6 protein-coding genes and 2 pseudogenes are annotated in these 7,001 nt (G+C 69.6%); 4 read left to right on the plus strand and 4 right to left on the minus strand.

The genetic code is table 11. From position 1 onward, the window contains the following. Nucleotides 1-378, minus strand: a pseudogene (locus tag ABZ260_RS43230) (glycosyl hydrolase); the annotation flags it as partial. A 185-nt stretch (nucleotides 379-563) separates the two neighbouring features. On the opposite strand from ABZ260_RS43230, the gene hemW reads away from it, so the two are divergent. Then, a complete protein-coding gene (gene hemW, locus ABZ260_RS43235; protein WP_355629538.1) occupies nucleotides 564-1,775 on the plus strand; it encodes a radical SAM family heme chaperone HemW in 1,212 nt (403 codons plus the stop codon). 13 nt (nucleotides 1,776-1,788) lie between these two features. On the opposite strand, the gene ABZ260_RS43240 is transcribed toward hemW, so the two are convergent. From ABZ260_RS43240 to ABZ260_RS43250, 3 genes are read right to left on the minus strand one after another with little or no spacing between them, the layout of a single operon-like run. Next, nucleotides 1,789-2,469, minus strand: a complete 681-nt coding sequence (locus ABZ260_RS43240; protein WP_355629540.1) for a DUF4870 domain-containing protein — start codon at nucleotides 2,467-2,469, stop codon at nucleotides 1,789-1,791. A 24-nt stretch (nucleotides 2,470-2,493) separates the two neighbouring features. Then, complete coding sequence (locus ABZ260_RS43245) at nucleotides 2,494-3,309, minus strand: DUF3097 domain-containing protein (protein ID WP_355629543.1); 816 nt, start codon at nucleotides 3,307-3,309, stop codon at nucleotides 2,494-2,496. Nucleotides 3,310-3,367: 58 nt separating this feature from the next. Continuing rightward, entirely contained in the window at nucleotides 3,368-4,108 is a 741-nt protein-coding gene (locus ABZ260_RS43250; RefSeq protein ID WP_355629545.1) for a hypothetical protein, read from the minus strand. Between the two features lie 183 nt (nucleotides 4,109-4,291). On the opposite strand from ABZ260_RS43250, the gene hrcA reads away from it, so the two are divergent. The 3 genes and pseudogenes from hrcA to ABZ260_RS43265 all read left to right on the plus strand — a co-directional run. Continuing rightward, nucleotides 4,292-5,305 carry a heat-inducible transcriptional repressor HrcA gene (gene hrcA, locus ABZ260_RS43255; protein WP_355549200.1) on the plus strand — a complete coding sequence of 338 codons (1,014 nt, stop codon included), beginning with the start codon at nucleotides 4,292-4,294 and terminating at the stop codon, nucleotides 5,303-5,305. Between the two features lie 14 nt (nucleotides 5,306-5,319). Continuing rightward, nucleotides 5,320-6,459, plus strand: coding sequence for a molecular chaperone DnaJ (gene dnaJ / locus ABZ260_RS43260; RefSeq protein WP_355549136.1), 1,140 nt, complete (start codon nucleotides 5,320-5,322; stop codon nucleotides 6,457-6,459). Between the two features lie 33 nt (nucleotides 6,460-6,492). After that, a pseudogene (locus ABZ260_RS43265) lies at nucleotides 6,493-6,903 on the plus strand (RsmE family RNA methyltransferase); the annotation flags it as partial. Between the last annotated feature and the right edge of the window lie 98 nt (nucleotides 6,904-7,001).

Raw genomic sequence — 7,001 nt, forward strand, 5'->3', positions numbered from 1 at the left:
GGCCTTGAGCTTCTTCAGCTGGTTCAGGTTGCCGTTCAGCGCCTGGCCCTCGGCGTCGCCGACGCCGTCCACGCTCTGCTCGGCGGCCACCGGGCGTTGCCAGTCGGCCCACGGGTCGGCGGAGTAGCAGTCGCCCTCGGCGTTGACGAAGCCGAAGGCGTAGTTGATGTGAGTCAGCTTGGCGGCGGCGCCACTGCTCTCCATGTCCTTGACGTGATAGTCGCGGCCGTAGACGCCCCACTGGATGAAGTAGGCGACCCGCTTGAAGCGGTCACCGTTTCCTGAGGGGGTCTGGGCCTGGGCCGGGGCCGGTAAGGCCACCGCCGCGAGACCTGCGGCGAGGGCTGCCGCGATCATGTTCCGGAGGAGTCTCTGCACGGGCTTCTCCACTGCTCGGAATAGTAACTTATAGGAAACTTTCCTTTAAGTTTTCCCGGATCGTAGACCTGTGCGATCCGGCCGTCAACGGCCCGCGGTGGTTTGACCGGTGGACGGCCGGCGGCGGGCGTTCCACAGCCGGGGCGACGTCCCGGGCATCGCGTGGGGAGCGGCAGACTTGGGGCGTGCCATCCACACTTCCCGACGGGGATCCCGTACCCGCCTCGGGCGAACTCCCCGAGAGCGCGCTCGCCGGACTCGGCGAGCGGCCCTTCGGCTTCTACGTCCATGTGCCCTTCTGCGTGACCCGGTGCGGTTACTGCGATTTCAACACCTACACGGCCTCGGAACTCGGTCCCGGCGCCGCGCAGCGGGACTACGCGGACACCGCCGTCGACGAGGTGCGGCGGGCGCGGGCCAACCTCGGCGCCGCGCGCCTCCCGGTCGAGACCGTGTTCTTCGGCGGGGGCACCCCGACCCTGCTACCTGCCGGAGACCTGGTACGGATCCTGGGGGCGATCGAGGAGGAGTTCGGGCTCGCTCCCGGCGCCGAGGTGACCACCGAGGCCAACCCCGAGTCGGTGGATCCCGCCTACCTGGCGGAGCTTCGCGAGGGTGGGTTCAACCGGATGAGCTTCGGGATGCAGAGTGCCCGTGAGCACGTGCTCGCGGTGCTGGACCGTCGCCACACCCCCGGCCGCCCGGCGCAGGCCGTACGGGAGGCGAGGCAGGCGGGGTTCGAGCACGTCAACCTTGACCTGATCTACAGCACGCCGGGGGAGAGCGACGACGACTGGCGTGCTTCGCTGGCCGCGGCGATCGAGGCGGGGCCCGACCATGTCTCCGCATACTCGCTGATCGTCGAGGACGGGACGAGGCTGGCCGCCAGGATCAGGCGGGGCGAGCTCCCGATGCCCGACGACGACGTGGCCGCCGACCGTTACCTGATCGCCGACGCCATGCTGGCCGAGGCGGGGTTCGAGTGGTACGAGGTGTCCAACTGGGCGACCTCCGAGGCCGGGCGATGCCGGCACAACCTGCTCTACTGGACCGGCGGAGACTGGTGGGGCGTCGGTCCGGGGGCGCACAGCCACGTCGGCGGCACCCGCTGGTGGAACGTCAAGCACCCCGCCGCCTACGCCCGGCGACTGGCCGCGGGCACCTCGCCCGCCCAGGCGCGAGAGGTGCTGGAGCCCGGGGACAGGGCGGTGGAGCGGTTGATGCTGGAGCTGCGGCTCGCCCAGGGCTTCCCGCTCGGGGAGCTCGACCGCCCCCGGGTGGTCGCCCGCGCGCTGGCCGACGGCCTGCTGGAGACGGAGCCGTTCAAGGCGGGCCGGGCGGTGCTCACCCTGCGCGGCCGCCTGCTGGCCGACGCCCTGGTCCGCGACCTCACCTGAGTTCCGGCCCCGGTCAGCTGACGAAGCGGATGCTCATCGGATAGCGGTGGTTCTCCCCCCGGTTGGCCGCCACCGCGGCGATGACCATCATGATGATCGACCCGATCCAGACGAGGAACATCAGCACGAAGCCGATGAGCACGAACACCAGGACCATGCAGACGAAATAGGCGATCATCACCGTGAGCTGGAAGTTGAGGGCCTCGGCGGCCTGGTCCCGCACGTAGGGTGACTCGTCCTTCTTGGCGAGGTAGAGCACCAGCGGGCCGACGAAGCTGGTCAGCAGGCCCAGCAGGTGGGCGAGCATCGCCATGGTGGTGTCGTCACTGCCGGGCCGCGGGCCGTAGGTCCCCGGCGGCGCCTGGTAGCCGTAACCCACCGGCCGGCCGTACCCGCCGTGCTGGGCGTATCCATCCTGGTAGCCGTAACCGCTCGGGTCGTACGGGGAGGAGGGGTAGCCCTGGCCCGGTTGTCCGTAGCCCTGGCCCGGTTGTCCGTAGCCCTGGCCCGGTTGTCCGTAGCCCTGGCCCGGCGGCGGGGCGCTCTGGCCGGGCATGGTGTGTCCGGGCGTCGTATGGCCCGGCGTCGTGTGGCCCGGCATGGTGTGGCCCGGCATGGTGTGTCCGGGCGGAGGATCGCCGATGCGCCGCTTCGTCCGGTCCTCGCCCGGTGAATTCCCAGGGTTCTCGCTCATGGCCCCTCCTGATGGGTCGACGGCCTAGCCATCCTCGCCGGGAACCGTGACGAAGTCGATCAGCTCTTCGACCGGACCGAGCAGCTCGGGCTCCAGATCGGCATATGTCGTAACCGATCCGAGGATGCGGCGCCACGCGTCGCCGGGTTCCGTCTTCCAGCCCAGCGCGGCGATGACGCCCTCCTTCCAGGGCACGCCGCGCGGCACCGACGGCCAGGAGGAGATCTTGAGTGTGTGCGGCTTGACCGCCTGCCAGACGTCCACGAACGGGTGCCCGACGATCAGCACGTGCGGGGAGGAGACCCGCGCGGCGATCCGGCTCTCCTTGGAACCGGGGACCAGGTGGTCGACGAGCACACCCAGGCGGCGGCCAGGGCCCGGCCGGAACTCCTCGACGATGGCGGGCAGGTGATCGACCCCCTCCAGATACTCCACGACCACACCCTCGACCCTCAGGTCGTGGCCCCAGACCTTCTCCACGAGTGCGGCGTCGTGCACGCCCTCCACGTATATCCGGCTCTCCCTGGCCACCTGGGCCCGCAGGCCCTCCACCGCGATGGAGCCCGACGCGCTCCGCCTGGGGCCACGTGGCGCGGCGGCCGGGCGCACGAGCGTCACCGCCTTGCCCTCCAGGAGGAACGCGGCAGGCTCCAGTGGGAAGACCCGCCGGCGGCCGAAGCGGTCCTCCAGGGTGACGGCCTCCTTGTCGCAGGCCACCACGGCGCCGCAGAAGCCGCCGTCGGCGTCCTCGACGACCAGATCGAGTTCGGCGGGAACCTGGGGAATCCCCCCTCTGCGGGGGCGCCGCCAGTCTCCCGCCAGAACGTCACGCTCGTACATCACCGACCGCCCACCGTCTCTCGCAAAGGATCACGTGGGACGCTAGCAAACGCCACGGTCACCTGCCGTAGGGTCCCGGCGCTCCCCACTGCCCCGCCGACGCGGCGGCCCTGCGCTTGCGGACGTTGCTCCGCTTCACCAGTACGACGATCGTCACGATGATGGCCAGCAGGATCCCGATGCCGGGCACCGCGAACAGGGCGATCACCCCGCCGACCAGTGATCCGGCGGAGAGTTCCCGGCCCACGCCGAACGTGGTGCCCTCCACGGGGTCGGCGGTACAGGTGACCTGGTAGTCGCCTGCCTGCTCCACGCCGATCTGCAGGCCCATCTCCCAGACGACGCCGTCGGAGCCCGCCACGGTCTGCTGGACGAGCGGCTTCTGCAGGCTGGGCGTGCCGGTGCCGCCGGTCAGCGTGCACTCGAAATTGGTGGGTCCACTGGTGGAGACATAAATGGCGGGCTTGTCGGCCGGGTCGAGCGTGACCGTCGTGTTTTCGCCGGGGGCGAACGTCTTCGTCGGCGCCGCGCTGGTGACCGCGCCCAGCACGCCACCGGCGAAGCCGCCGATGCCGACGATGATGCAGACCAGGGCGAGCAGCCATACCCCGACGATCCACCCGATACCGGGCTTGATCTTCCCGGTGGGGGGCGGGCTCTGCGGGGCGCCGTAGCCGGGAGGTGCGTAACCGTAGGAGGGGCCGTTCTGGTGGGGCTGCTGGCCATACGGCTGCTGGGGGGAGCCGTAACCGGGGCCGCGGGAGGCGTCGCCCGGAAAAGAACCAAAATCATTGGACATGTACGAATTGTGACGGGAACCGGTTGAAGCGCGATAGCAGTTGACTTGCCAATGGCTTGGCGTCATCATCCGCACCTCTTGCTTATCGCGCCTTCCGCACGGGGGCCGTACACTTGGCACTCGGGAACACAGAGTGCCAGACCTCGTGTTTCCCATCTGAACGCAGGCAGGGAGGTGACCACGTTGGTCGACGACCGGAAGCTCGCCGTGCTTCGCGCCATCGTCGAGGACTACGTGTCCACCAATGAGCCGGTGGGTTCCAAGGCTCTCGCGGATCGGCACAGTCTGGGGGTGTCCCCGGCGACGATCCGTAACGACATGGCGGTGCTGGAGGAGCAGGGCTACATCGCCCAGCCCCACACCAGCGCCGGCCGGGTGCCCACGGACAAGGGCTACCGGCTCTTCGTTGACCGGCTCTCGCAGGTGAAACCCCTGTCGAGCGCGGAGCGCAAGGCCATCGAGAGCTTTCTTGCGGGTGCGGTGGACATCGACGACGTCGTCATGCGAACGGTGCGGCTGCTTGCCCAGCTCACCCGGCAGGTCGCCGTGGTGCAGTACCCGACGCTGACCAACTCGACGGTCCGGCACGTCGAGCTGGTGCCGCTGAGCGAGCGCCGGCTGATGTTCGTGCTCATCACCAACACCGGCCGGGTGGAGCAGCGCGTGGTCGAGCTGCCCGACGTCGTGGACGAGCAGCGGGTGGCCCATCTGCGAGCGGTCCTCAACACCTCCCTCGACGGCTGCGGGCTCACCGGCGTTCCCGACAAGGTCGCCGACCTGCCGGAGCGGCTGCCCGCCGAGGACCGGCCGCTCGCGGCCACGATCCTGTCCGTGCTGCTGGAGTCCCTGGTGGACAGGCACGATGAAAAGATCGTTTTTGCCGGTGCCGCCAACCTCGCGGGAGCCGACTTCACGGTCGGGCTCCGCGATGTGCTGGAGGCGCTGGAAGAGCAGGTCGTGCTCATGCGACTGCTCGGTGAGACCTCCGACCTGTCGGCGCTGACCGTGCGGATCGGCTCGGAGAACCCCTACACCGGACTCCAGGGCACGTCGATCGTCGCCGCCGGATACGGTTCTGGGGACAAGCAACTGGCCCGGCTAGGTGTGCTGGGCCCAACGCGGATGGACTATCCGGTCACGATGGGCGCGGTGCGCGCGGTGGCACGCTACGTCAGCCAGATCCTGGCTGCATCATAAGAGGTCAACGAAAAGTGGCTAAGAGCGACTACTACGGCACCCTCGGGGTGCGCCGTGACGCCAGTGCGGAAGAGATCAAGAAGGCGTACCGACGTCTGGCGCGCGAACTGCATCCTGACGTCAACCCCGACCCCGAGACTCAGGAGCGCTTCAAGGAGATCACCCAGGCCTACGAGGTCCTGTCCGACTCCAGCAAGCGGCAGATGTACGACATGGGGGCCGACCCGTTCGCCTCGGGCGGTGCGGGGGCCGGAGGCTTCGGTGCCGGTTTCCCGTTCAGCGACATCATGGACGCCTTCTTCGGCGCGGCCGGTGGCGGCGGCGGTCGCGGCCCCCGCTCGCGTGCCCGTCGCGGACGCAACGCCACCATCCGGGTCGAGCTCGACCTGCGCGAGTCGGGCTTCGGCACGACCCGTGAGCTGGTCGTCGACACCGCGGTGGTCTGCGAGGTCTGCACGGGTTCGGGCGCCGCCGCAGGCACCCACCCCGACACCTGTGACATGTGTCATGGCCGGGGCGAGGTCTCCCAGGTCACCCGCTCCTTCCTCGGCCAGGTCATGACCTCACGGCCCTGTCCCCAGTGCGGCGGCTTCGGGTCGATCATCCGCCACCCCTGCCAGGAGTGCTCCGGCGACGGCCGGGTCCGTACCCGGCGGACCATCAAGGTCCGTATCCCGGCAGGGGTGGAGGACGGCACCCACATCCAGCTCGCCGGAGAGGGTGAGATCGGCCCAGGTGGCGGCCCGCCCGGCGACCTGTTCCTGGAGATCGTCGAGCGCCCCCACGAGATCTTCGAGCGGCGCGGCGACGACCTGCACTGCACGGTGCAGATCCCGATGACCGCGGCCGCGCTCGGCACCATCCTGACCATGGAGACACTCGACGGAGCCGAGGAGCTGGACATCCGTCCCGGTACGCAGTCGGGGCAGACGATCCCGCTCTACGGCCGCGGTGTGCAGCGCCTGAACGAGACCGGCCGTGGCGATCTGCTGATCCACGTGAACGTGGAGACCCCCTCCCGTCTCGATACGGCACAGGAGGAGCTGCTGAGGGAGCTCGCCAAGCTCCGCGGCGAGGAGCGCCCGCCCGGCAAGTTCGCCCCCGGGCAGCAGAGTTTCTTCTCCCGGCTGCGGGACGCCTTCAATGGCCGCTGACCCGGACCGCTCCCGCTCACGCCCCGACGGCTCATGACCGTTCCGGTCTTCCTGGCCGAACCCGCCGACCTGGCCAGGCCGGAGTTCGTCTTCGGCGGCCCCGAAGGGCGCCACGCGGCGGCCGTACGGCGGCTGCGGGCCGGGGAGCGGCTTGACCTGACGGACGGGGCGGGCTCGGTCGCCGAGTGCGTGGTGATCGAGGCGGGCAAGGATTCGCTCCGGGTCCAGGTACTGCGCCGTCACGAGGTGCCCGTGCCGTCCCCGCGTCTGGTCGTGGTCCAGGGGCTGCCCAAGGGCGACCGGGGCGAGCTGGCCGTGGAGATGATGACCGAGGCGGGGGTGGACGTGATCGTCCCCTGGGCCGCGGCCAGGTGCGTCACCCAGTGGAAGGGCGAGCGTGCGGCCAAGGCGCTGGCCCGCTGGCGCTCCACGGCGCGTGAGGCGGGCATTTACGTTCCTGCTTCGTTCCCAGCACTCCAGCGAAAAACCATAATTCGCCTACGCCTGGATACCTGAGCGCCTGGATATCTCTACCGCCGAAC

Origin of the sequence: Streptosporangium sp. NPDC006013, from assembly GCF_040614275.1 — a bacterium.
Lineage (GTDB): Bacteria > Actinomycetota > Actinomycetes > Streptosporangiales > Streptosporangiaceae > Streptosporangium.

Coding starts and splice junctions, on each gene's coding strand:
- ABZ260_RS43240 (WP_355629540.1), bottom strand. CDS start 2,469: ATGAGCGAGAACCCTGGGAATTCACCGGGCGAGGACCGGACGAAGCGG.
- ABZ260_RS43250 (WP_355629545.1), bottom strand. CDS start 4,108: ATGTCCAATGATTTTGGTTCTTTTCCGGGCGACGCCTCCCGCGGCCCC.
- ABZ260_RS43245 (WP_355629543.1), bottom strand. CDS start 3,309: ATGTACGAGCGTGACGTTCTGGCGGGAGACTGGCGGCGCCCCCGCAGA.